This window comes from Sellimonas caecigallum (assembly GCF_019754295.1).
Taxonomy (GTDB): Bacteria; Bacillota; Clostridia; order Lachnospirales; family Lachnospiraceae; genus Sellimonas; species Sellimonas caecigallum.
In genome coordinates this window covers 21563-45687 of record NZ_VIRV01000002.1, presented here as the reverse complement: position 1 = coordinate 45687, position 24125 = coordinate 21563, and the positions used below count along the sequence as shown (strand labels likewise).

18 protein-coding genes, 1 riboswitch and 1 other annotated feature are annotated in these 24125 nt (G+C 45.2%); of the genes, 15 read left to right on the top strand and 3 right to left on the bottom strand.

The features are described from left to right. Nucleotides 1–14: 14 nt before the first annotated feature. Nucleotides 15–59: riboswitch (PreQ1 riboswitch) on the bottom strand. 141 nt (nucleotides 60–200) lie between these two features. Continuing rightward, nucleotides 201–1346 (bottom strand): beta-aspartyl-peptidase, encoded by a 1146-nt coding sequence (gene iadA, locus FLB61_RS02670; protein ID WP_221919330.1) that lies wholly within the window; start codon nucleotides 1344–1346, stop codon nucleotides 201–203. A 223-nt stretch (nucleotides 1347–1569) separates the two neighbouring features. Next, nucleotides 1570–1702: a sequence feature (ribosomal protein L10 leader region), on the top strand. Nucleotides 1703–1731: 29 nt separating this feature from the next. On the opposite strand from iadA, the gene rplJ reads away from it, so the two are divergent. The 13 genes from rplJ (at nucleotide 1732) to tuf (ending at nucleotide 20423) form a co-directional block, all read left to right on the top strand. Next, nucleotides 1732–2280: a 50S ribosomal protein L10 gene (rplJ, locus tag FLB61_RS02665; protein WP_087209965.1), complete on the top strand. Its 549-nt coding sequence runs from the start codon at nucleotides 1732–1734 to the stop codon at nucleotides 2278–2280. Nucleotides 2281–2324: 44 nt separating this feature from the next. Beyond that, nucleotides 2325–2699 carry a 50S ribosomal protein L7/L12 gene (gene rplL / locus FLB61_RS02660; RefSeq protein WP_087199814.1) on the top strand — a complete coding sequence of 125 codons (375 nt, stop codon included), beginning with the start codon at nucleotides 2325–2327 and terminating at the stop codon, nucleotides 2697–2699. Between the two features lie 296 nt (nucleotides 2700–2995). Next, on the top strand, nucleotides 2996–6865 hold the full coding sequence (rpoB, locus tag FLB61_RS02655) for a DNA-directed RNA polymerase subunit beta (RefSeq protein ID WP_221919329.1): 3870 nt from the start codon (nucleotides 2996–2998) through the stop codon (nucleotides 6863–6865). A gap of 15 nt (nucleotides 6866–6880) precedes the next feature. Beyond that, complete coding sequence (rpoC, locus tag FLB61_RS02650) at nucleotides 6881–10666, top strand: DNA-directed RNA polymerase subunit beta' (RefSeq protein WP_087199810.1); 3786 nt, start codon at nucleotides 6881–6883, stop codon at nucleotides 10664–10666. 173 nt (nucleotides 10667–10839) lie between these two features. After that, the gene (locus FLB61_RS02645) at nucleotides 10840–12174 is read left to right on the top strand and encodes a C1 family peptidase (RefSeq protein ID WP_087200038.1); all 1335 of its coding nucleotides are present in this window, start codon (nucleotides 10840–10842) and stop codon (nucleotides 12172–12174) included. A gap of 92 nt (nucleotides 12175–12266) precedes the next feature. Beyond that, nucleotides 12267–13352, top strand: coding sequence for a M24 family metallopeptidase (locus FLB61_RS02640; RefSeq protein ID WP_087199808.1), 1086 nt, complete (start codon nucleotides 12267–12269; stop codon nucleotides 13350–13352). Between the two features lie 225 nt (nucleotides 13353–13577). Next, complete coding sequence (locus FLB61_RS02635; protein WP_087199806.1) at nucleotides 13578–14141, top strand: HD domain-containing protein; 564 nt, start codon at nucleotides 13578–13580, stop codon at nucleotides 14139–14141. Nucleotides 14142–14145: 4 nt separating this feature from the next. Further along, nucleotides 14146–15060, top strand: coding sequence for an AEC family transporter (locus tag FLB61_RS02630; protein WP_087199804.1), 915 nt, complete (start codon nucleotides 14146–14148; stop codon nucleotides 15058–15060). 80 nt (nucleotides 15061–15140) lie between these two features. Beyond that, nucleotides 15141–15653: a GNAT family N-acetyltransferase gene (locus tag FLB61_RS02625; RefSeq protein ID WP_221919328.1), complete on the top strand. Its 513-nt coding sequence runs from the start codon at nucleotides 15141–15143 to the stop codon at nucleotides 15651–15653. Nucleotides 15654–15882: 229 nt separating this feature from the next. Then, nucleotides 15883–16305: a 30S ribosomal protein S12 gene (gene rpsL, locus FLB61_RS02620; protein WP_087199800.1), complete on the top strand. Its 423-nt coding sequence runs from the start codon at nucleotides 15883–15885 to the stop codon at nucleotides 16303–16305. A 158-nt stretch (nucleotides 16306–16463) separates the two neighbouring features. Further along, nucleotides 16464–16934 carry a 30S ribosomal protein S7 gene (rpsG, locus tag FLB61_RS02615; RefSeq protein ID WP_207651603.1) on the top strand — a complete coding sequence of 157 codons (471 nt, stop codon included), beginning with the start codon at nucleotides 16464–16466 and terminating at the stop codon, nucleotides 16932–16934. 69 nt (nucleotides 16935–17003) lie between these two features. Further along, nucleotides 17004–19121 (top strand): elongation factor G, encoded by a 2118-nt coding sequence (gene fusA, locus FLB61_RS02610; protein ID WP_087209945.1) that lies wholly within the window; start codon nucleotides 17004–17006, stop codon nucleotides 19119–19121. A gap of 108 nt (nucleotides 19122–19229) precedes the next feature. After that, nucleotides 19230–20423, top strand: coding sequence for an elongation factor Tu (tuf, locus tag FLB61_RS02605; RefSeq protein WP_087199795.1), 1194 nt, complete (start codon nucleotides 19230–19232; stop codon nucleotides 20421–20423). A 205-nt stretch (nucleotides 20424–20628) separates the two neighbouring features. Here tuf and FLB61_RS02600 read toward each other — a convergent pair whose 3' ends face one another. Both FLB61_RS02600 and FLB61_RS02595 read right to left on the bottom strand, forming a co-directional pair. Further along, complete coding sequence (locus FLB61_RS02600; protein WP_288723441.1) at nucleotides 20629–21501, bottom strand: phosphoribosylaminoimidazolesuccinocarboxamide synthase; 873 nt, start codon at nucleotides 21499–21501, stop codon at nucleotides 20629–20631. A gap of 350 nt (nucleotides 21502–21851) precedes the next feature. Continuing rightward, nucleotides 21852–22283 carry a gamma-glutamylcyclotransferase family protein gene (locus FLB61_RS02595; RefSeq protein ID WP_087199791.1) on the bottom strand — a complete coding sequence of 144 codons (432 nt, stop codon included), beginning with the start codon at nucleotides 22281–22283 and terminating at the stop codon, nucleotides 21852–21854. 186 nt (nucleotides 22284–22469) lie between these two features. On the opposite strand from FLB61_RS02595, the gene FLB61_RS02590 reads away from it, so the two are divergent. Then, on the top strand, nucleotides 22470–23138 hold the full coding sequence (locus tag FLB61_RS02590) for a response regulator transcription factor (protein ID WP_087199789.1): 669 nt from the start codon (nucleotides 22470–22472) through the stop codon (nucleotides 23136–23138). 59 nt (nucleotides 23139–23197) lie between these two features. Beyond that, the gene (locus tag FLB61_RS02585; protein ID WP_318255631.1) at nucleotides 23198–24076 is read left to right on the top strand and encodes a sensor histidine kinase; all 879 of its coding nucleotides are present in this window, start codon (nucleotides 23198–23200) and stop codon (nucleotides 24074–24076) included. The last annotated feature ends 49 nt before the right edge of the window (nucleotides 24077–24125 follow it).

Sequence of the window (24125 nt, the reverse complement as noted above, 5' to 3'; positions counted from 1 at the left end):
AAAATGTTAGTTTGAGATACTTGGTTTTTTATACTGGGAAGTTCACGAACCAGTCCGGAATACATTGTATTCCGATTGTATAAATGCAGATATAGTATAGCAGAAGAGGGACGGAAATGGAAGGAGAAATAAAATTCAGACAGAAATACCCACCGGCGATTGCAGGATCCTTTTTGCGGTGGGTTTTCTGTTTTTGAATGTTATGATTCATAGGTGCCTTTTTTTAACAGGACATGATCTGCCATCATCCGTTTACCTTTGGCGATCACAGTGTGGAGAGTCAGATCTTCATCCAGCAGCAGGAGATCGGCGTCGGATCCGACGCGCACGCATCCCTTTTGCGGAAAAAGCTCCAGTGATTTTGCAGTATTGGATGTGGCAAAACAGAGAGCTTCTTCTAAAGGCATCTGATATTCCTGTACGAGAACTTTGAGCTCCTTATAGACTGTATCGACAGGAGCGTAACCTATTTCAAGAAGAGTTCCAACAGTGTCATAGGTAGACCAGCTTCCCATGCCGTCCGAGCTTATGGTAATACGGTCCAGTGGGATACCGCGATTTTTGGCCTCCATAATACATGAGGCCGGCCTGCCTGCGCCGGTAATGCCGCAGGTCAGATCGATAAACCCGCCCTGGCTGGCAAAAGAAAATGCTTCATTTAAAAGTTCTTTCTTTCGGTTAACATGAGTGGGATGATAGATTTTGGCAGGGACTGCGGTTTGCCTTAATGCTTCCAGGACGAGAGAAAGGCCAGTCGGAGCATCTCCCATATGAAGGAGTACGATGCCGCACTTACCAGAAAGCATGCCGGCGGTACGGGCGTCACTTCCAAGGCGGATCAGTTCTTCGACAGTGACATTGGGAGCCCGGTGGTCAGAAAGAGCCAGTTTCACGCCGATGATTTCATCTACAAAAACTAGATCCCGTCCGACACTGCCTGTCAAGGTAATACTTGGATACGCATAAGAGCCGGTGCAGGCATAGGCGGAAAGCCCCTCTTCTTTCAGAGCCTTGACCCGTGCGATCAGATTTTCTGTGTTTCTCGTGATTCCGTCTGTTCCGAGCAGGCCGAGAACTGTCGTGATACCTCCGCGTATCAGCTCAGACAGAGTGACTGGCGGCACCTGAGTGTGGAAACTGCCCTCGCCGCCACCGCCCGTGACATGTACGTGCGGATCTATGATTCCAGGCACCAGTTTTTTTCCTGTTCCTTCGATAACGTGGCAGGATGGAAAAGAGAGATGGATCTCATCTTCAATGGCTTCGATCTGTCCTCCGCAGATCAGGACATCTTTTACACCGAGCGCCTCCGGAGCATAAACGGCTGCATTCTTTATTAAGATCATTTATATCTCCTCCTTTATGATTCTGAGTATTGGTTTTGCGTACATACGATATAATCATAACCCGTATTGTACCATAATTCCCACCGTCTGGAAAATATATTGTTTATAGGATACAGAAGAGGGGATATCTGCATAAACCGGAAAAAAGAATGTGGAAGAAAATCAAAGGGAGCAAATCAAAAAAGATATCAAAAAAATATTGACAACCAGAAAAAGTTGTGATAAGGTTACAAGGTAACTGCCGAAGACAGTAGGTGCCGGATGGCATAAGGATCAAAACGCCTACCGAGGAAGACGAAATTCATTACTTGAATGTTGACCTCTCTGTCTTTGCAGAGAGGTTTTTTCTGGCAGCTCACAAATAATATAAGGAGGTGCAACCATCGTGGCAAAAGTAGAATTAAAACAGCCGATCGTGCAGGCAATCGCTGAAGACGTAAAGGACGCACAGTCTGTTGTGCTTGTTGACTACCGTGGATTGACAGTAGCTCAGGATACAGAACTGCGTAAACAGTTAAGAGAAGCGGGTGTGATCTACAAAGTCTGCAAGAACACTATGATGAAAAGAGCGTTCGAAGGCACAGAGTTTGCAGGACTGGAAGAATATCTGGACGGACCGAGCGCTATGGCAGTGTCTAAAGAAGATGCTACAGCTCCGGCAAGAATTATCTGTAAGTTCGCTAAAACAGCAGAAGCTCTTGAAGTAAAAGCTGGTGTCGTTGAAGGAACAGTTTACGATGCAGCAGGAATCAATGAACTTTCCAAGATTCCGTCAAGAGAAGAACTTATTTCCAAATTGCTTGGAAGCTTACAGTCACCTATCACAAATCTTGCTCGTGTACTTAATCAGATCGCTGAAAAAGGTGGAGCAGGCGAATGTGAAGCCGCAGCAGAAGCTCCGGCAGAAGAAGCAGCTGAAACAACAGCTGAATAATTGATTGAAAAACAAAACCGAAACAAAATATGGAGGTAAATGAAATGGCAAAATTAACAACAGCTGAATTTATTGAAGCTATCAAAGAATTATCCGTACTGGAATTAAATGATTTAGTAAAAGCATGTGAAGAAGAATTTGGTGTATCCGCAGCAGCAGGCGTTGTAGTTGCAGCAGCAGGCGGAGAAGCAGCAGCAGCTGAAGAAAAGACAGAGTTCGACGTAGAACTTGTTGCAGCTGGAGCATCCAAAGTTAAAGTAATCAAAGTCGTTCGTGAAATCACAGGACTTGGACTGAAAGAAGCAAAAGAACTTGTTGACAACGCTCCGAAGGTAGTAAAAGAAGCTGTTTCTAAAGAAGAAGCAGAAGAAATCAAAGCTAAACTTGAAGGCGAAGGCGCAGAAGTTAACGTTAAATAATTGTGCTTGTATGAGGCAGGATCCGCAAGGGTCCTGCCTTTTTGTTCTGTTGGGAAAGTCTTCTGGACTCCCCTGTAGAATAAAAGGCCATCTGGACGGGATGCGGTGCCTGGAAAAGAAAGTAAAGAAAAATAAAAAAGTTCTTGACATGACAAAATGCTTTGTGATATAGTTAAAAATGCACTATTGTGGGATGGTGCGCCATGAGATGGGCGCAAAATTGTAGGAAAATCCCGCAAAGCAACATGAAAACTGGTGTTTTTCACGAAAATAAATATACAAGGAGTGAAACGTCAATGGAGAAAAACAGAATTCGTCCCATGAAAAGCGGAAGAAGTTCCCGTATGACTTATTCCAGACAAAAAGAAGTTCTTGAGATGCCAAATCTGATTGAAGTCCAGAAAGATTCCTATCAGTGGTTCCTTGATGAAGGACTGAAGGAAGTGTTCGAGGACATTTCCCCGATCACAGATTACAGTGGACAGCTCAGTCTGGAATTTGTGGATTTTACATTATGTGAAGACGATGTGAAATATACGATCGAGGAATGTAAAGAGCGTGACGCGACATATGCGGCACCTTTGAAAGTAAGGGTAAGGCTTTATAATAAGGAAACAGATGAAATCAATGAGCACGAAATCTTTATGGGCGATCTGCCTATCATGACGAAGACAGGAACGTTCGTGATCAACGGTGCGGAACGTGTTATCGTAAGTCAGCTTGTACGTTCCCCGGGTATCTATTACGGAATTGCCCACGACAAGATCGGTAAAGAATTGTTCTCATGTACGGTTATTCCGAACCGTGGTGCATGGCTTGAATATGAAACAGACTCCAATGACGTTTTCTATGTAAGAGTAGATAGAACAAGAAAGGTACCGATTACGGTATTGATCCGTGCATTGGGTATCGGCACCAATCCGGAAATCATCGAGATGTTCGGTGAAGAACCGAAGATCCTTGCAAGTTTCGGGAAAGATACGGCAGAGAATTATCAGGAAGGTCTTCTGGAGCTCTACAAGAAGATCCGTCCAGGCGAACCGCTTGCTGTGGACAGTGCAGAAAGCCTGATCACAAGTATGTTCTTTGATCCGAGAAGATACGATCTTGCAAAAGTAGGACGTTATAAATTCAACAAAAAGCTGCTCCTCAAGAACAGGATCACAGGCCATGTCCTTGCAAAAGATGTGGTAAGTCCGCTTACAGGGGAAATCCTCGCGGAAGCAGGCACAGAAGTGACCAGAGAGCTTGCAGATACGATTCAGAATAATGCAGTTCCGTATGTGTGGATCAGCAACGAAAGCGAAGAAAGAGATATCAAAGTCCTTTCCAATATGGCTGTTGACCTCAAAGAAGTGACTGGAATCGACCCTCATGAAGTGGGAGTGACAGAACTTGTTTACTATCCGGTACTGGCTGAAATTCTGGAAGAGACAGCTGGAGATGTGGATGAACTGAAGGCTGCTGTCAAGAAGAGCATTCATGAACTGATTCCGAAGCATATTACAAAAGAAGATATTTTTGCATCTATCAACTACAACATGCATCTGGAATACGGAATTGGAAATGATGACGATATCGACCACTTAGGAAACAGACGTATCCGTGCGGTAGGAGAACTTCTCCAGAATCAGTACCGGATCGGTCTTTCCAGACTGGAGAGAGTGGTGCGTGAGAGAATGACGACACAGGATCTGGAAGGCATCTCTCCGCAGTCTCTGATCAATATCAAACCGGTTACTGCGGCGGTAAAAGAGTTCTTTGGATCTTCTCAGCTTTCTCAGTTCATGGATCAGAATAACCCGCTCGGCGAGCTGACACACAAGAGACGTCTGTCTGCACTTGGACCAGGAGGTCTTTCAAGAGACCGTGCCGGATTCGAGGTCCGCGACGTTCATTATTCCCATTACGGAAGAATGTGTCCGATTGAGACGCCGGAAGGTCCGAACATCGGTCTGATCAACTCTCTTGCGACATATGCAAGAATCAACCAATACGGATTCGTTGAAGCTCCGTACAGAAAGATCGACAAATCCGATCCGGAGAATCCGGTTGTCACAGACGAAGTAGTCTACATGACAGCGGACGAGGAAGACAATTACCATGTGGCACAGGCCAACGAGCAGCTGGATGCAGAAGGACATTTTGTCAGAAAGAATGTATCTGGTCGTTATCGTGAAGAGACACAGGAATACGAAAGAAGCAAGTTCGATTACATGGACGTGTCTCCGAAGATGGTATTCTCTGTGGCTACAGCCCTTATCCCATTCCTTGAAAACGACGATGCTAACCGTGCGCTCATGGGATCAAACATGCAGCGTCAGGCCGTTCCGCTTCTCACAACAGAAGCTCCGGTAGTAGGAACAGGTATGGAAGAAAAATCAGCGGTTGACTCCGGTGTGTGCGTTGTCGCTGAGGAAGGCGGTATCGTAGAGCGTTCCGCATCCACAGAAATCATCATCAAACAGGATGGTGGAAACAGAAAGAAATATAAACTTACAAAGTTCCTGCGAAGCAACCAGTCCAACTGCTACAATCAGAGGCCGATCGTATTCAAAGGGGACAGAGTGGAAAAGGGAGAAGTCATTGCAGACGGACCATCCACATCCAACGGCGAGATGGCGCTTGGAAAGAACCCGCTCATCGGTTTCATGACATGGGAAGGTTATAACTACGAGGATGCTGTATTGTTAAGCGAACGTCTTGTACAGGACGACGTATACACATCCGTTCATATAGAAGAATACGAAGCAGAAGCGCGTGACACAAAACTGGGACCGGAAGAGATCACAAGAGATATCCCGGGTGTCGGCGACGATGCGCTGAAAGATCTTGATGACAGAGGTATCATCCGTATCGGTGCGGAAGTGCGTGCCGGAGATATCCTTGTCGGAAAGGTAACTCCGAAAGGAGAGACAGAGCTTACCGCAGAAGAAAGACTTCTGAGAGCGATCTTTGGAGAAAAAGCCCGCGAAGTAAGAGATACTTCCCTCAAAGTACCGCACGGGGAATACGGTATCGTTGTGGATGCAAAAGTGTTCACAAGAGAAAATGGAGACGAATTGTCTCCTGGCGTAAACCAGGCAGTACGTATCTATATTGCACAGAAGAGAAAGATTTCCGTCGGAGATAAAATGGCCGGACGTCACGGTAACAAGGGTGTCGTTTCCCGCGTACTTCCAGTAGAAGATATGCCGTTCCTGCCGAACGGCCGCCCGCTTGATATCGTGCTGAACCCACTTGGGGTGCCTTCACGTATGAACATCGGACAGGTGCTGGAGATCCACTTGAGTCTTGCGGCCAAAGCACTTGGCTTCAATATCGCAACACCGGTATTTGATGGGGCGAACGAGAACGATATCATGGATACACTGGATCTGGCAAACGATTATGTAAATCTTTCCTGGGAAGAGTTTGAAGAGAAACATAAAGAAGAACTTCTTCCGGAAGTGATGCAGTATCTTTATGACAACAGAGAACATAGAAAACTTTGGAAGGGTGTGCCGCTTTCCAGAGATGGTAAAGTACGGCTGAGAGACGGACGTACAGGAGAATACTTTGACAGCCCTGTTACGATCGGACACATGCATTATCTGAAGCTCCACCACCTGGTAGACGACAAGATCCATGCACGCTCCACAGGTCCTTACTCACTGGTAACACAGCAGCCACTGGGTGGTAAGGCACAGTTTGGTGGACAGCGTTTCGGGGAAATGGAAGTTTGGGCGCTGGAAGCATACGGCGCATCCTACACGCTGCAGGAAATCCTCACAGTGAAGTCCGACGACGTCATCGGACGTGTGAAGACGTACGAAGCGATCATCAAGGGCGACAACATTCCGGAACCAGGTATTCCGGAATCCTTCAAAGTACTTCTCAAAGAGCTTCAGTCACTGGGACTGGATGTGCGTGTCCTCAAAGATGACAACACAGAAGTGGAGATCATGGAGACATCTGATTATGGAGAAACAAATCTCAATGCCATCATCGAAGGAGACAGAAGATATGGCGGCGACAGAGAGTCTTACGGAGAACACGGATTTTCACAGCAGGAATTCCAGGGCGAAGAGCTGGTAGACATCGAAGAAGAGCCGGAAGAAGAGGAACTGGATTTTAGCGACGATGACTTTTCGATTGAATTCGACGAAATGTCTGATGAAGAATAGAAAGGGGTGCCATAAATGACAGGAACTAATAGTGAAGCCACATATCAGCCAATGACCTTTGACGCCATTAAAATTGGACTGGCATCACCTGAAAAAATCTTGGAATGGTCAAGGGGAGAAGTGACAAAACCGGAAACCATCAACTACAGAACACTGAAGCCGGAACGCGACGGGCTTTTCTGTGAGAGAATTTTCGGACCTAGCAAAGACTGGGAATGTCATTGTGGAAAATATAAAAAGATCCGCTATAAAGGTGTGATCTGTGACCGATGCGGAGTTGAAGTGACAAAAGCGAGTGTGCGCCGTGAACGTATGGGGCACATCGCGCTTGCCGCTCCGGTTTCCCATATCTGGTATTTCAAGGGGATACCGAGCCGTATGGGTCTGATCCTCGATCTTTCTCCGAGAACACTGGAGAAAGTGCTGTACTTTGCTTCTTATATTGTGCTGGATAAAGGAGAGACAGATCTGCAGTACAAACAGGTACTCTCCGAACAGGAGTATCAGGACGCAAGGGAAAAATGGGGAAGTGCATTCCGCGTGGGAATGGGAGCAGAAGCAGTACAGGAACTTCTGCAGAATATCGACCTTGAAAAAGAATATCATGAGCTGAAAGAAGAGCTTTTAGGAGCTACAGGCCAGAAACGCGCAAGGATCGTAAAACGTCTTGAAGTAGTGGAGGCGTTCCGTGAATCCGGAAATAAGCCGGAATGGATGATCATGACAGTGATCCCGGTCATCCCGCCGGATCTGCGTCCGATGGTACAGCTTGACGGCGGACGTTTTGCAACGTCTGACTTAAATGACCTGTACAGAAGAATCATCAACAGAAACAACCGTCTGAGAAGACTCCTGGAATTGGGAGCTCCGGACATTATCGTAAGAAACGAAAAGAGAATGCTTCAGGAAGCGGTTGACGCCCTGATCGACAATGGACGTCGCGGACGTCCGGTAACAGGACCTGGAAACCGTGCGCTGAAATCTCTTTCCGATATGCTGAAAGGAAAATCCGGACGTTTCCGTCAGAACCTGCTCGGAAAACGTGTAGACTATTCCGGACGTTCCGTTATCGTCGTAGGACCGGAACTGAAGATCTATCAGTGCGGTCTGCCGAAAGAAATGGCGATCGAGCTGTTCAAGCCGTTCGTAATGAAAGAACTGGTTGCAAACGGTACGGCACACAATATCAAAAATGCAAAGAAGATGGTAGAAAGACTGCAGACAGAAGTGTGGGATGTGCTGGAAGATGTCATCAAAGAACATCCGGTTATGCTGAACCGTGCCCCTACACTGCACAGACTTGGTATTCAGGCTTTCGAACCGATCCTTGTGGAAGGTAAGGCGATCAAACTTCATCCGCTCGTATGTACGGCTTTCAACGCCGACTTCGACGGGGACCAGATGGCTGTACATCTGCCGCTTTCTGTGGAAGCGCAGGCAGAATGCCGCTTCCTCCTTCTCTCCCCGAACAACCTTCTGAAACCGTCAGATGGTGGACCGGTAGCCGTTCCTTCACAGGACATGGTACTTGGTATTTACTATCTGACTCAGGAAAGACCGGGAGCGGCAGGGGAAGGAAAGATCTTTAAGAGCGTCAACGAAGCCATCCTTGCGTACGAAAATCAGGTTATCACGCTGCATTCCAAGATTAAAGTCCGCGTGACAAAAACAATGCCGGATGGAAGAACAATCATGGGTACTGTGGAATCCACATTGGGACGTTTCCTCTTCAATGAGATCATCCCGCAGGATCTTGGATTTGTAAACCGTGAAGTGGAAGGAAACGAACTTCTTCTGGAAGTAGATTTCCATGTAGGAAAGAAACAGCTTAAGAAAATCCTTGAAAAAGTAATCAATACACATGGGGCTTCCGCTACTGCAGAAGTGCTTGACAATGTAAAAGCGATCGGATACAAATTCTCCACAAGAGCCGCTATGACAGTATCTATTTCCGATATGACGGTGCCGCCGCAGAAGCCGGAAATGATCAAGCAGGCACAGGATACAGTAGATAGGATCACAAGAAACTTCAAGCGTGGTCTTATCACAGAAGAAGAACGTTACAAAGAAGTCGTAGAGACATGGAAGGCGACAGACGATGCCCTGACAGAGGCTCTGCTTTCCGGACTTGACAAATATAATAACATTTTCATGATGGCTGACTCCGGAGCCCGTGGTTCCGATAAACAGATCAAACAGCTTGCCGGAATGCGCGGACTTATGGCTGATACGACAGGACGTACGATCGAGCTCCCTATTAAGTCTAACTTCCGTGAAGGTCTTGACGTTTTGGAATACTTCATGTCTGCACACGGAGCACGTAAAGGTCTTTCCGATACGGCTCTTCGTACAGCGGACTCCGGTTACCTCACAAGACGTCTTGTCGATGTATCTCAGGAATTGAGTATCCGTGAAGTGGACTGTGTGCCGAAGGGCGCAGAAATTCCGGGTATGTACGTGCATGCATTTATGGACGGAAACGAAGAGATCGAAAGTCTTGAAGAACGTATTACAGGACGTTATTCCTGTGAGACGATCTGCGACAAAGACGGCAATGTCATCGTGAAAGCAAACCATATGATCACGCCAAAACGTGCGGCTGCGATCGTGACAAAAGGTGTGGATAAAGACGGCAAAGAGATCAAGAAGGTTAAAATCCGTACGATCCTTACATGTAAATCCCATCTGGGTATCTGTGCAAAATGTTACGGTGCAAACATGGCTACAGGAGAACCGGTACAGATCGGAGAGGCAGTCGGAATCATTGCTGCTCAGTCTATCGGGGAACCTGGTACACAGCTTACAATGCGTACGTTCCACACAGGTGGTGTGGCCGGCGATGATATCACACAGGGTCTTCCTCGTGTCGAAGAACTTTTTGAGGCAAGAAAACCGAAAGGTCTTGCTATCATCACTGAGTTTGCAGGAACTGCAACAATCCACGACACGAAGAAGAAGAGAGAGATCATTGTTACAAACAATGAGACAGGAGAATCAAAAGCATACCTCATTCCGTACGGATCAAGAATCAAGATCATGGACGGAGCAGAGCTTGGTGCCGGGGATGAACTTACAGAAGGTAGTGTCAACCCGCATGATATCCTGAAGATCAAAGGACTCCGTGCTGTACAGGATTACATGATCCAGGAAGTGCAGAGGGTATACCGTCTCCAGGGTGTAGATATCAACGATAAGCATATCGAAGTTATCGTTCGCCAGATGCTGAAGAAAATCCGCATCGAGGAAAATGGAGATTCCAATTTCCTCCCGGGCACGATGGTAGATGCGCTTGAGTTTGAAGATACAAACCAGAAACTTATTGAAGAAGGAAAAGAGCCGGCTACAGGAGAGCAGGTAATGCTTGGTATCACGAAGGCTGCGCTCGCGACGAATTCCTTCCTGTCAGCAGCCTCCTTCCAGGAGACAACAAAAGTTCTGACAGAGGCAGCTATCAAAGGAAAAGTCGATCCGCTGATCGGTCTGAAAGAAAACGTAATCATCGGTAAACTGATTCCGGTTGGTACAGGTATGAGCAAATACCGCAACATCAAGCTGAATACAGATGCCATGATCGCTGCAAAGAAAGAAGAGGAAGAGCGTCTTCGCAAAGAAGAGGAAGAAGCCCTCAAAGAAGCAGAAGCAGCGGAAGCGGCTGCAAAGGCAAAAGAAGAGTCTGCAGAAGCTGAGGAAAATCTGGAAGCAGGAGAGTCTGAATTTGCAGATATCAACATGGAAGAAGCTGCCGATGAAGACTACGAAGCTGAAATGGCAGAAGAATCAGAGGGGACAACAGAAGAATAAAATTTCGTTTCATAAGTTTACTCAGAAACAGGTGCTGTGCCGAAAGGTATTGTGCCTGTTTTTATGTTGTGATATACTGATTGGAAGAGGAAGAAAATGCAATAATGCAAAAACAATTTACAGGCAAAGCCGTATGGCCAATATACCCACACGGCGGAAAGGAAGGACAGAAGATGAGTCAGTTTCAAGGTGTTACATGGAAGGATATTGAAAAGTTTGACGAGTGCTATGAAAGGCATCCGCTGGGGAGAGCGATGACAAACGCATTGTACAAGCACTCGGTTAAAGATGTGGCGTTTTGTTACGAGTCTTTGGCAGCGTCACAGTTCGCTTTTTCAGTGGATATCCCGACACTTCCGGTAACGAATCAGAAGTCCAGCGGACGGTGCTGGATCTTTTCAGCGTTGAATATACTTCGTGAGGAGACGGCAAAGAAGTGTGGCCTCGAAAAGTTTGAACTGTCCCAAAATTACATGGCATTCTGGGACAAATTCGAGAAAGCAAATTATATGCTGGAAAGTGTGATCGCCCTCGCAGACCGACCGACAGATGACCGGTTGCTTTGTCACATCTTATCCATAGGTGTACAGGACGGCGGCCAGTGGGATATGTTCGTGAACCTTGTGGAAAAATATAAGGTAGTTCCGAAAAGTGCTATGGAAGAGACGTACCAGAGCAGTAATACCGCTGAGATGAACAGTCTTTTGAACGCGAGACTCAGACAATGCGCGGCAAAACTTCGCAGGACTGTCCGTGAAGGCGGAGACGCACAGGCAGAAAAGAAACAGATGATGGAAGAAATCTATCGCTTCCTCTGCATGTGTTTTGGTAAACCTCCGAAGACATTTGATTTTGAATATGTGGATAAAGACAAAAAGTACCACATTGCAAGGAATCTGACACCGGAGACATTCTACGAACAGTTCGTAGGGCTCAATCTGAAAGACTATGTAAGCATCATCAATTCCCCTACGGAAGACAAACCGTTTGGGCGAAGCTATACGGTGGATTTCCTTGGAAATGTAGCAGAAGGCGCGCCGGTACGTTACTATAATGTCCCTATGGATACGCTGCGAGACCTGATCATCCGCCAGCTGTCAGACGGACAGCTCGTGTGGTTTGGGAGCGATGTTGGAAAATATGGAGAGCGTGACAGAGGTATATGGAGTACGGAAGCTTATGATTACGAAGGAGCTTTCGACATAGATTTTAATATGACAAAAGGGGACAGCCTCGACTACAGAGAGAGCGCCATGAATCATGCCATGGTTATTACCGGAGTCAATCTCGATGAAGACGGAAAAGCGACAAAGTGGAAAATCCAGAACAGCTGGAGCGAGGAACACGGGGAAAAAGGTTTTTATCAGATGAGCGCGTCATGGTTTGACCGTTTTGTTTACCAGGCAGTCATTCACAAAAAATATCTTACGGAAGAACAGCTAAAAGAAGCAGATCAGGAACCGATCCATTTGGCTGCATGGGATCCGATGGGGACACTGGCAGATTAGCAATTGCACACGGAGTTGATTGACTTTTACCGCCAGGAAGTCTATAATAAATACAGCTAGTTTAATATCATATTGAAAGTGGGGTAATAGCTATGGACCAAACAAAATTAAGCAGAATTTTAACGAAAATGGAAGAGCAGGGAATGCCGCAGATGATCATTTCTGATCCTCCGACAATTTACTACTTAACAGGAAAGTGGATTATTCCAGGGGAAAGAATGCTTGCACTTTACCTGAACGTAAATGGAAATCACAAACTTGTTATCAATAAATTGTTCCCGCAGGAAAAAGACCTGGGAGTAGAACTCGTGTGGTATGATGATGTTGAGGATGCAGTGGAAATTCTGAGCAGATTTGTCGAAAAAGACAAACCGATCGGAATTGACAAAGTATGGCCGGCAAGATTCCTTTTAAGACTTCAGGAATTAGGCGCAGGAAGCAAATTCCTCAATGGTTCCATGATCGTTGACTATGTAAGAATGGTCAAAGATGAACATGAACAGCAGCTCATGAGAGAAGCATCCCTTGCAAACGACAAGATCATGGAAGAACTGATCCCGCTCGTTGTAAAAGGATATACAGAAAAAGAACTGAATGCGAAAGTAAGAGAAATGTACGCTGCAACAGGACATTCAGGAGTATCTTTTGATCCGATCACAGCTTATGGAAAATCAGGCGCTGACCCGCACCATGTAACAGACGACTCAAAAGGAAAACGCGGAGACAGCGTAGTACTTGATATCGGTGGTATCTTAAATGATTACTGCTCAGATATGACAAGAACAGTATTCATCGGAGAAGTATCTGATAAAGCAAGAGAAGTATATGAAATCGTAAAAGAAGCTCAGCAGAGAGGTATCGACGCTGTAAGGCCTGGTGCAAGAATGTGCGATGTTGACCTTGCATGCCGTAACTATATCACAGAAAAAGGATACGGCGAATACTTCACACACAGAACAGGACATTCCATCGGTATGGAAGACCACGAATATGGCGATGTATCTTCTGTAAATGAAGATATCATCCAGGTAGGACAGGTATTCTCTATTGAACCAGGTATCTATCTGATGGACGAAGGCATTGGTGTTCGTATCGAAGACCTTGTAATCGTTACAGAAGACGGATGTGAAGTTCTGAACCACTTTACAAAAGATTTGATCGTAGTACCGGAAGAATAAGACACGTATACATAAGGGAGGGCGTTTCTAAAAGTCAGGAGATGACTTTGGGAATGCCCTCCCTTTTACTGATAAGAACAAGTCATCAGAACCATTGGATCAAGGTACCTGGCATCGATGACAGGCTGGACAGAAAAGCTGCAATGTAGTAGTATTATACCTGTAAAAAACTTCTGCGATCTGTATCATGCAGCTTGACGGAGGGAAAATGCGGAGGTATATGGAATGACGAGAGAACAAGCTTACGAAATTTTGCAGAAATATATGAAGGGACAGCGGTATCTGGAACATTCTTACGCAGTGGAAGCTATCATGCGGGGTGTAGCAGAAAAACTTGCGCCGGATCAGGTGGAGTACTGGGGAATTGTAGGGCTTTTGCATGATCTGGACGAAGAACATTGCGAATGGAAGGAACATCCGGAGACACACGGACCGAAATCAGTGGAGATATTAAAAAGTGAAGGGATCGATGACCCGATACTTTTTGACGCAATCTGTTCCCATAATCCGCAAAGCGGAGTGAAGGCAAAGACGAATCTTCAGTATGCGATCCTTGCATCCGACCCGATGAGCGGATTCTTAAAGGCCATCGCGCAGATTTATCCGGATAAGAAGATTGCAAGCGTAAAGCATAAGTCGGTAACGAAGCGCTTCCGGGAGTTGCGTTTTGCCGCCGGAGCAAATAGAGATTACATGGAAGCTATTGAATTTACAGGAATGAATTTTGATGAGTTCATCGATATTGCCCTTGCATCCATGTGTGCGATCGCAGATAAGATAGGATTATAGAGGAATGATCGTCCAAAATATGCTGAATATGCAGGGGATGATGTTCTTCTTCGTTCTGGTCGGTTTTCTCGTGAGAAGACGGGGAATCGTCGGGATGGAAGGAAGAAAGAACATGGTGGATCTGTGCCTGTACGTGCTCCTGCCGTTTAATATTTTTCACGCGTTTCTTGTACAGACTAAAGATAATGTGTGGAGGCTGGTGCTGATCACAATCCTGCTTTCGGTCCTTTATAATGTAATTTCCGTAGGAGCAGCGTTTCTTCTATATAAGAAGGCAGATGAGACAAAGCGAAAGCCGCTGCGTTACGGTACGATCGTTTCTAACGGGGGTTTTCTGGGGAACCCGGTAATTGAAGGAATATACGGGACAAATGGACTTCTGTATGCGTCTGTCTTTATGCTGCCGGTGCGGATCGTTATGTGGTCGGTGGGCGTGTCCTGTTTTATATCCGGTCAGAAGAAAAACGTCGTGAAAAAAGTAGTAACCCATCCGTGTATTGTAGCCATTTTTCTTGGCCTCATTGCGATGCTGCTCCCGGTTCAATGGCCGATATTTTTCACAACTGCGGTAGGAGGGTTGAGCAGTGCCAACACACCTATGAGCATGATGCTGATCGGCATGATGCTGGCGGAGATGGATCCCAGAGGGCTGATTGACCAGACAATGGTTTTCTACACGTCCGTGCGTCTTGTGATCCTTCCGATGATTTTGTTTGGAGTCACAGCACTTCTCCCGATTCCTTCCATTCTTCGCGGGATTACTGTAATCATGGCAGGAATGCCGGCTCCTGTCACGACAGCGCTTTTGTCATCCAAATATGGGGGAAACGAAAGCTATGCGACTGGTATGATCTTTCTCACGACGCTTGGATCACTTGTGACGCTCCCCCTGTGGTGTCTGATTTTGTCGATCGGATAGAAGGAGATTCGAGGAATCTGTTATGTTTTAGATGGCAATGCGGTATAGTTAGAGAAAAGAAGAAAGAGAGGTTTGGTCAGATGGGAGAAATCAATATCAGAAGGGCAGCTGTAGAAGATGCGGCCAAAATCGTAGAATTTTATAATTACGTAGGTGGGGAGACAAGCTACCTCAGTTTTGAAAAAGACGAGTATCCGATGAATGTGAAGGAACAGGAAGAGGAAATCCGCTCTCTTGAAGGAAATGCTACAAATATTATGCTCCTTGCTATGGACGGCGAAGAAATCGCAGGTATTGCGACGATTCATTCTTCCCACAAGATCAAGGCAAGACATGACGGGGAACTCGGAATTGTGGTAGCAAAGAAATACCAGAATCAGGGAATTGGATCCGAACTCATCCGTCAGCTTATTGAGTGGGCAAAAGGAAACGGTGTGACGACAAGAATCAGCCTGGACACAAGAGCTGATAATGTGATGGCCGTTTCCCTCTATATGAAGTTCGGATTCCAGATCGAAGGATGCCGCAAAAATTCCACACTGCTGAATGGAATATATTATGATCTGTACGTGATGGGAATGATGATCCATTAAAAGCTATGCCAAATGCGGCTTTTATCCGTCTTACACAGACAAGCCTGTGAATCCGGAAAAAAAGCCGCGCATGGCTGAATAGTTGAAAAAAGTCGAGGGAAAGCCTTGACTTTTTTTATTTGGCGTAATACAATTATCTAGCGCGCGTGAAAGTGCGAGTTATTTTCGCGTGCGGAAACATGAAAATGTTTTAAGCAACCTTATTAATTATTCGTAGGAGGTGAAAGGAATGCCAACATTCAATCAGTTAGTAAGAAAAGGACGTGAAACTTCTGTAAAGAAATCTACAGCTCCGGCACTTCAGAAAGGATACAACTCTCTGAAAAAAAGAGCTACAGACACATCTGCACCGCAGAAGAGAGGTGTATGTACAGCAGTTAAGACAGCTACACCTAAAAAACCTAACTCTGCTCTTAGAAAGATCGCCAGAGTTCGTCTGTCTAACGGAATCGAAGTAACAAGCTACATCCCGGGAGAAGGACACAACCTTCAGGAACACAGCGTTGTTCTTATCCGTGGAGGCCGTGTTAAGGACTTACCAGGTACAAGATACCACATCGTTCGTGGTACACTGGATACAGCAGGTGTTGCTAAGAGACGCCAGGCTCGTTCCAAATACGGTGCTAAGAGACCGAAAGACGCAAAGAAATAAGTAAAAGTTAAGTAACAAAATCGTTATCGTATCACAGGACTATGAAGATTAGTAGGTTGCGGATTGACATATATGATGAATATGTCCTGCCGCACGAACGCATTCTGTGAAGCGAGTACTGATGATTTAATCCAATTATGATTAAGGAGGGAAGGACCGTGCCACGTAAAGGACATACTCAGAAAAGAGACGTATTAGCGGATCCATTGTACAATAACAAAGTTGTTACAAAACTTATCAATAACATCATGTTAGATGGTAAGAAAGGTGTAGCACAGAAGATTGTATATGGCGCATTTGAAAGAATCGCTGAGAAAGCTGACAAACCGGCTATCGAAGTATTTGAAGAGGCAATGAACAACATCATGCCTGTACTGGAAGTAAAAGCAAGACGTATCGGTGGAGCAACATACCAGGTACCGATCGAAGTTCGTGCAGACAGAAGACAGGCTTTAGCTCTTCGCTGGTTGACAACATTCTCCCGTAACAGAGGAGAAAAGACAATGGAAGAAAGACTGGCAAACGAAATTCTCGACGCTGCAAACAATACAGGAGCAGCTGTAAAGAGAAAAGAAGATATGCACAAGATGGCAGAAGCAAACAGAGCATTCGCTCACTACCGCTTCTAAGATTCTTGACAGAATCCACATTCTGTTTTGTGAAACAGTCGATCTCATTATTAATAGGAGGAAAAAGTCTTGGCTGGAAGAGAATATCCATTAGAGAGAACAAGAAACATTGGTATCATGGCTCATATCGATGCTGGTAAGACTACACTGACAGAGCGTATTCTTTACTATACCGGTGTTAACTATAAGATCGGTGATACTCACGAAGGTACTGCTACCATGGACTGGATGGAACAGGAACAGGAAAGAGGTATCACGATCACTTCAGCTGCTACAACATGTCACTGGACATTGGAAGAAAAGACAAAACCGAAAAAAGGTGCTCTTGAACACCGTATCAATATCATTGATACTCCGGGACACGTTGACTTTACAGTAGAAGTAGAACGTTCCCTTCGTGTACTTGACGGCGCTGTAGGTGTGTTCTGTGCCAAAGGTGGTGTAGAACCGCAGTCTGAAAACGTATGGCGTCAGGCAGACACATATAACGTACCGCGTATGGCGTTCATCAACAAGATGGACATTCTGGGAGCAGATTTCTACAATGCAGTAGAACAGATCAAAACAAGATTAGGGAAAAATGCAATCTGTCTTCAGCTTCCGATCGGAAAAGAAGACGAATTCAAAGGAATCATCGACCTGATGGAAATGCAGGCTTACATCTACAATGATGATAAGGGCGATGACATCACAGTTTGCGATATTCCGGAAGATATGCAGGATGATGCAGAACTCTATCGTACAGAGCTCGTAGAAAAAATCTGTGAGCTTGACGACGATCTGATGATGCAGTACCTGGAAGGCGAAGAGCCGTCCATCGACGAATTAAAAGCAGTATTAAGAAAAGCTACATGCGAATGTCAGGCTATCCCGGTTTGCTGTGGTTCTGCTTACAGAAATAAAGGTGTTCAGAAGCTGCTTGACGCGGTTGTTGAATACATGCCGGCTCCGACAGACATCCCGGCTATCAAGGGTGTTGACGAAGACGGAAACGAAGTAGAGAGACATTCTTCTGATGAAGAACCGTTCTCAGCTCTCGTATTTAAGATCATGACAGACCCGTTCGTAGGTAAGCTTGCTTACTTCCGTGTGTACTCAGGAACAATGAACTCCGGTTCTTACGTTCTGAATGCAACAAAAGGCAAAAAAGAACGTGTCGGACGTATCCTTCAGATGCACGCAAACAAGAGAGAAGAACTTGACAAAGTTTACTCCGGAGATATTGCTGCAGCAATCGGATTCAAATTCTCCACAACAGGAGATACAATCTGTGACGAACAGCATCCGGTAATCCTTGAATCCATGGAATTCCCGGAACCGGTTATCGAGCTTGCTATCGAACCGAAGACAAAAGCTTCCCAGGGCAAACTTGGAGAATCTCTTGCAAAACTTGCAGAAGAAGACCCGACATTCCGTGCTCATACAGACCATGAAACAGGTCAGACGATCATCGCAGGTATGGGAGAACTTCATCTTGAAATCATCGTAGACAGACTTCTTCGTGAATTTAAGGTAGAAGCAAACGTTGGTGCTCCGCAGGTTGCTTACAAAGAATCCTTTACAAAAGCAGTTGATGTGGACAGCAAGTATGCAAAACAGTCCGGTGGTCGTGGACAGTACGGACACTGTAAAGTTAAATTTGAACCAATGGATGTCAATGGAGAAGAAACATACAAATTCGAATCCACAGTTGTTGGTGGCGCTATTCCGAAGGAATACATCCCGGCAGTTGGCGAAGGTATCGAAGAAGCTATGAAGTCCGGTATCCTTGGCGGATTCCCGGTTGTTGGTATCCATGCAAATGTTTACGACGGATCTTACCATGAAGTCGACTCTTCTGAAATGGCATTCCACATTGCAGGATCTCTTGCATTCAAGGATGCTATGTCAAAAGCAGCTCCGGTACTTCTTGAACCTATCATGAAGGTAGAAGTAACGATGCCGGAAGAATACATGGGAGACGTTATCGGAGATATCAACTCCCGTCGTGGACGTATCGAAGGAATGGATGACCTGGGCGGCGGAAAGATCGTACGTGCATATGTACCGCTTTCTGAAATGTTCGGATACTCCACAGATCTTCGTTCCAGAACACAGGGACGTGGTAACTACTCCATGTTCTTCGAAAAATACGAACCAGTACCGAAGAACGTACAGGAAAAAGTATTATCCAATAAAAATGCCTAAAAAGGCTTGAAAATTCGGCAGATTTGAAATATAATCAGATATAGCTGAGTAAACTTTTAAATCAAAAAATTGCCCGTATCCGGGGCAGAATTAAGGAGGACTATTCAAATGGCAAAGGCTAAATTTGAAAGAACAAAACCACATTGTAATATTGGTACAATCGGACACGTTGACCATGGTAAAACAACTTTAACAGCTGCTATCACAAAAACTCTTGCTGAAAGAGTTGCTGGTAACGCTGCAGTAGATTTCGAAAACATCGACAAAGCACCGGAAGAAAGAGAACGTGGTATCACAATCTCTACAGCTCACGTTGAGTACGAAACAGAAAAACGTCACTACGCACACGTTGACTGCCCAGGTCATGCTGACTACGTTAAGAACATGATCACAGGTGCTGCTCAGATGGACGGAGCTATCCTTGTTGTAGCTGCTACAGATGGTGTTATGGCTCAGACAAGAGAGCACATCCTTCTGTCCCGTCAGGTAGGTGTACCGTATATCGTTGTATTCATGAACAAATGTGACATGGTTGACGACGAAGAACTTCTTGAATTAGTAGAAATGGAAATTCGTGAACTTCTTGACGAATACGAATTCCCGGGCGATGACACTCCGATCATCAAAGGTTCTGCTCTGAAAGCTCTTGAAGATCCGACAGGAGAATGGGGCGACAAGATCATGGAACTTATGGACGCTGTTGACAGCTACATTCCGGATCCGGAACGTGCTACAGACAAACCGTTCCTTATGCCAGTCGAAGACGTATTCTCTATCACAGGACGTGGTACAGTTGCTACAGGTAGAGTAGAACGTGGTACACTTCACGTATCTGACGAAGTAGAAATCGTTGGTATCCATGAAGAAACACGTAAAGTAGTTGTAACAGGTGTAGAAATGTTCCGTAAACTTCTTGACGAAGCTCAGGCTGGAGATAACATCGGTGCTCTTCTTCGTGGTGTTCAGAGAACAGAAATCGAAAGAGGACAGGTTCTTGTTAAACCAGGCTCTGTAACATGCCATCACAAATTTACAGCTCAGGTTTACGTTCTGACAAAAGATGAAGGTGGACGTCATACTCCATTCTTCAACAACTACCGTCCGCAGTTCTACTTCAGAACAACAGACGTAACAGGTGTTTGCGAACTTCCGGAAGGAACAGAAATGTGCATGCCTGGAGATAACGTAGAAATGACAGTTGAACTGATCCATCCAGTAGCTATGGAACAGGGACTTCGTTTCGCTATTCGTGAAGGTGGACGTACAGTAGGATCTGGACGTGTTGCTACAATCATCGAATAATTAAAGATTGTATATTGAATTATTATCGTAAGATGATGATGTAAATAGAATCCCCGCAGGACCATGGTTCTGCGGGGATTTTGTATCGTAGCTCTTTGCCAAGAGCTTGGGTAAAAGTTTTGTATTGTATAAAATAATATGGGGCGTCGAGATCTTTTGAACCTCGATGCCCCATATTTTGCGTAGGCCTGTACAGGTTTGAAATTTACTGAAGCTTTTCTCCGGTAATCATTTCGTAAGCCTGAAGGTATTTGTCGATGGTCTTCTGTACGATGTCATCCGGCAGAGTCCAGTCGTTGTCAGGGTTTGCTTTCAGCCAGTCACGGGCGAACTGTTTGTCGAAGGATGGCTGACCATGTCCTGGTTCATATCCTTCAGCTGGCCAGAAACGGGAGCTGTCCGGTGTGAGCATTTCGTCGCCAAGGACGATGTTGCCTTCTTCGTCGAGACCGAATTCAAACTTCGTGTCTGCAATGATGATGCCGCGGCTCAATGCATAGTCTGCACATTTTTTGTAAAGGGCAATCGTGTAATCACGGAGTTTGGATGCGTACTCTTCGCCTTTTCCCGGGAAGTATTTTTCCAGATGTGCCACACTTTGTTCGTAGGAAATGTTTTCATCATGATCGCCGATCTCAGCCTTTGTGGATGGTGTATAGATCGGTTCCGGGAGTTTATCGGATTCTTTTAGTCCTTCCGGCAGTTTGATTCCGCATACAGTGCCGTCTTTCTGATAGCTAGCCCAACCGCTTCCTGTTATGTAGCCGCGGACAATGCATTCTACCGGAAGCATGTTCAGTTTTCTGCACATCATGCTGTTTCCATCGAACTGCGGCTGCTGGAAGAACTCCGGCATATCTTTTACATCTGCTGAAATCATATGATTCGGCAGGATGTCGCTTGTCATATCAAACCAGAATTTAGAAAGCTGAGTCAATACAGCTCCTTTTTTTGTTACTGTGTTTTTCAGGATCACATCAAAGCAGCTGATACGGTCGGTAGCAACCATGATCAGACTGTCGCCGTTGTCATAGATTTCACGGACTTTTCCTTCTTTAATTGGTTTCATTTCACACACCTCGCTAAGTTTTTCTACGTGTTTCCTATACTAGGATAAACATAGTGGAGACAGAACACAATAGGTTTTTTAAAATTTGTCAAAAAAAATCCACTGTTCTTTTTCTTTCCGAACAGTGGATCTTTAACCTATTCCATCCATTGGTATGTCCTCCTTATTTTTTCTTATCTATTTGAAACTATTTATTTAAAATAGTAGTTTTCGAAATAGATTACCGTCCCATTGGTCTGACCTCCTTGTTTTTGATGAACCAAATATAACTCATAAATAAGCAGATGTCAATAGAAATACAGAAAAAAATAGAAAAACATATAAAAATACAGAAAAAACAGGGCGGATAAATAAAATATCTATTTTATCTGATCAAGAGATGCCTCGAAAATACGGATATCAAGGCCGAAATCAGCGTATCCGTCTCGTATGGATTGTATATATTCCGCGGTAGGACGACCGTCACGGGCATCTTCACACATGATATAAACCATGGCATTTTTTTCGGTACCGTCTGTGAGTGTCACAGAAAGTGTTTCCTTGTAATAAAGATCCGGGTACACTTCATAGATATCAAGAGCTTTTTCGTCTTCCGGGGAGATCTCCCACAGGCCAACAGGTACGACAGAGCCTTTTTTTGGCTGGATAGTAGCATAAAAGCCGCTTTCCTTTCCACGGTAAAGAAGTTCCCAGTCTTTGAGAATTCCGGATCCTGCCGGGATGGCTTTAGGGCAGCGTTTTGCCATCTGAGCTTTATTGAGATTACTGCCATAAGTGATATATAGTTTCATTATTATTTACCTCCTTCATTTTGATATCTATATTTTGCACGATTCTCCGAAGTTTTGCAATAAAAATCGTGTTGTTCTGGTGCGCAGATGCCAGTCACGATTTTGTGATAATTGTCCAAGGGAGTTTTGCCGGAAGCCGATTTATAGTAAAATAGCGGTAGAGCGTGGACAGAAAGGAGAAATGGTATGGCAAACATATTGGTAGTGGAAGACGACTGGGAGATGAACCAGGGAATTTGTTATATGCTGGAAAAAGAAGGATTGCATACTGTGGCTGCACACTCAGTGGAGGAGGCAAAGGGGCATTATAAGAATATAGTACTGGATATGATCCTTCTTGATGTGAATCTTCCGGACGGAGACGGATACGACTTTCTGAAGTGGATGAGAGAGAAGGACAACATACCGGTCATCTTTTTGACAGCGCGTGACCTTGAGGAAGATGCCCTGAAGGGTTATGAGCTTGGAGCGGAGGACTATATCACGAAACCGTTTTCCATCCGTATCCTTATGAAAAAGATAGATTTGATTTTGAAACGAAGAAAAGACGTCAAAGGACAAAGTTTTGACGATGGATTTCTGCGTATTGATTTTGTAAAAGGAAAGGTGGAGATCGAAGGCAAAGAGTGCCCTGTGACACCGACGGAATTTCGGATCCTGCAAGAGTTTATTTCCCACAGAGGGCAGCTTCTCACATATGAGGTGTTTTTGGAGTATCTTTGGGAAAAAGGAAATCAGTTTGTGGATAAGCATGCACTGGCAGTGAACATGAACCGGCTGCGAGGAAAGATTGAGCAGGGAGAACACAAATATATTTCAAATATATATGGGATGGGATATCAATGGATTGGATGATGATTGTTTCAGGGGGTATGTTTTTCGTGTCAGGCTTTCTTCTTTTTCGGACAAGGAAGATGAAGAAGAAGATATATATATTTGCAGAACAGCTGGAACAGACGATGGATGCTGTTCTTGCCGGGAGAGAAGCGGAAAGAAGATATGAGATGGAGGATACGCTGATCGGAAGGATAAGTGAGAAATTTGCTCGGGTTTGTCATATATGGGACAGGAAGAAGGAGGAAGAGAAGGCTGAGAAAGAAAAGATGAAAGAACTGATCGCGGATATTTCCCACCAGACGAAAACGCCGATCGCAAACCAGAAGATTTATCTGGAGATTTTGCGCGGCGAGGAACTGCCGGAGCGAGTCGTAGAATTTCTTGCCAAGCTGGAGCATCAGACAGATAAGCTGGAGTTCCTTTTTCAGAGTATGGTAAAAATGTCCCGGCTTGAGACCGGGATCATTCAGATTAAAAAGAAAGATCAGGATATTGCCAAGACTGTACAAAGTGCGGCAGCAGCCGTTTCCTGCAGAGCGGCTGAAAAAAGGATCAGGATTTCCCAAAAAGGGATTCTGGAGATACAGGTACCGCACGATCGAAAATGGACAGAAGAGGCAGTAGGCAACCTTTTGGACAATGCGGTAAAATATACGGACGCAGGAGGAACGATACATGTCTTTACTGTGAGGGGAGAAATCTATACAGAGATCCATGTGAAAGACAGCGGGAAGGGGATTGCAAAAGAACGGCAGGCTCAGATTTTTACCCGATTTTACAGGGAGCCGGAGGTACATGATCAGGACGGCGTCGGCATCGGACTCTATCTGACCCGAACGATTGCCGAGCTGCAGGACGGCTATGTGGAAGTTTGTTCTGAGCCGGGAAAAGGATCGGATTTTCGGATCTGTCTTCCAAACCAGCAGGGGAATGCTCACAGTGCTGTGATAATTTAAGATTGAGACTGGTTTGTGATTTTGCCCTGATATGATCAAAGTATCAAAA